This window comes from Pseudomonas sp. R62 (genome assembly GCF_000257605.1).
In the GTDB taxonomy this organism is placed as follows: domain Bacteria; phylum Pseudomonadota; class Gammaproteobacteria; order Pseudomonadales; family Pseudomonadaceae; genus Aquipseudomonas; species Aquipseudomonas atacamensis.
Window position 1 is genome coordinate 1 of the sequence record NZ_AHZM01000833.1, and the last position, 1,959, is coordinate 1,959.

Below are 1,959 nucleotides of genomic sequence, written 5' to 3' on the forward strand. Positions count from 1 at the left end.
CGCTACAGCGGCCAGACCGACCTGCGCATCGGCGCGCCGGTGGCCAACCGCATCCGCCCGGAAAGCGAAGGGCTGATCGGTGCGTTCCTCAACACCCAGGTGCTGCGTTGCCAGCTCGACGGGCAGATGTCGGTCGGCGAACTGTTCGAGCAGGTGCGCCACACCGTGATCGAAGGCCAGTCCCATCAGGATCTGCCGTTCGATCATCTGGTCGAAGCCTTGCAGCCGCCACGCAGCGCGGCCTACAACCCGCTGTTCCAGGTGATGTGCAACGTGCAGCGCTGGGAATTCCAGCAGAGCCGCACCCTCGCTGGGATGACTGTCGAGTACCTGGCCAACGATGCGCGGGCGACCAAGTTCGATCTCAATCTGGAAGTCACCGACCTCGACCATCGCCTCGGCTGCTGCCTGACTTACAGCACCGATCTGTTCGACGAGCCGACCATCGAACGCATGGCCAGGCATTGGCGCAACCTGCTTGAAGCGTTGATCGCTGATCCGCAGCAACGCCTCAGCGAACTGCCGTTGCTCGACAACACCGAGCAACAGCACCTGCTCGACAGCCTTGGCATCGAGCCGGGCGAGCATCGTCTCGATCAGTGCATCCATCATCTGTTCGCCGAGCAGGCACTGGCGCGCAAAGACGCGCCAGCGCTGACCTTCGCCGGGCAGACCCTGAGCTACGCCGAACTCGATGCCCGGGCCAATCGTCTGGCCTGGGCGCTGCGTGAACGTGGGGTTGGCCCGCAGGTGCGGGTGGGGCTGGCGCTGGAGCGTTCGCTGGAAATGGTCATCGGCCTGCTGGCGATTCTCAAGGCTGGCGGCGCCTATGTGCCGCTGGATCCGGAGTACCCGCTCGACCGTCTGCATTACATGATCAAAGACAGCCGCATCGGTCTGCTGCTCAGCGATCGGGCGATGTTTCAGGCCCTGGGTGACTTGCCGTCAGACGTGGCGCGCTGGTGTCTGGAAGATGACAGCCCGGGATTGGCCGACTACCCGGCCAGCGAGCTGCCGTTTATCAGCCTGCCGCAACATCAGGCCTACTTGATTTACACCTCGGGCTCGACCGGCAAACCGAAAGGCGTGGTGGTCTCCCACGGTGAAATTGCCATGCACTGTCAGGCCGTGATCGAACGCTTCGGCATGCGCCCGGACGACTGTGAACTGCATTTCTATTCGATCAACTTCGACGCCGCCACCGAACGTCTGCTGGTGCCGCTGCTCAGCGGTGCGCAGGTGGTGCTGCGGGCGCAAGGGCAGTGGGACGCGGAAGAAATCTGCGGCTTGATTCGTGCGCATCGGATCAACGTCCTCGGCTTCACGCCGAGCTACGGCAGCCAATTGGCGCAATTCCTTGCCACGCAGAATGACGTCCTGCCGGTGCGCATGATCATCACCGGCGGTGAAGCGCTGACCGGCGAGCATCTGCAGCGCATCCGCGCGGCGTTCCAGCCAGCGCTGTTCTTCAACGCCTACGGCCCGACTGAAACCGTAGTCATGCCGCTGGCCAGTCTGGCGCCGCAGGTACTGGAAGAGGGCGCCGGCAGTGTGCCGATCGGCAGCGTGATCGGGGCGCGAGTCGCCTACATTCTCGACGCCGATCTGGCCTTGGTGCCGCAAGGCGCGACCGGTGAATTGTTTGTCGGCGGCGCCGGTCTGGCTCAGGCCTATCACGACCGCCCGGGCATCAGCGCCGAGCGTTTTGTCGCTGACCCGTTTGCCGCTGATGGCGGGCGCATGTATCGCACCGGCGACCTGGTGCGCCAGCGTGCCGATGGTCTGGTCGAGTATCTGGGGCGGATCGACCATCAAGTGAAAATCCGTGGTTTCCGCATCGAACTGGGCGAAATCGAAACGCGCCTGCTCGATCACCCTTCGATCCGCGAAGCGGTGGTGCTGGCGCTGGATGCGCCGAGTGGCAAGCAGTTGGTGGGTTATCTCGTTACCGATGTCGCC

Annotated in this window: 1 protein-coding gene; it reads left to right on the forward strand. The window is 63.8% G+C overall.

Translation table 11 applies throughout. The annotated features are described in order from the left end of the window. Positions 1-1,959 (forward strand): amino acid adenylation domain-containing protein (locus tag OQK_RS00360; protein WP_038860080.1); only part of this gene is annotated, 1,959 nt, incomplete at both ends.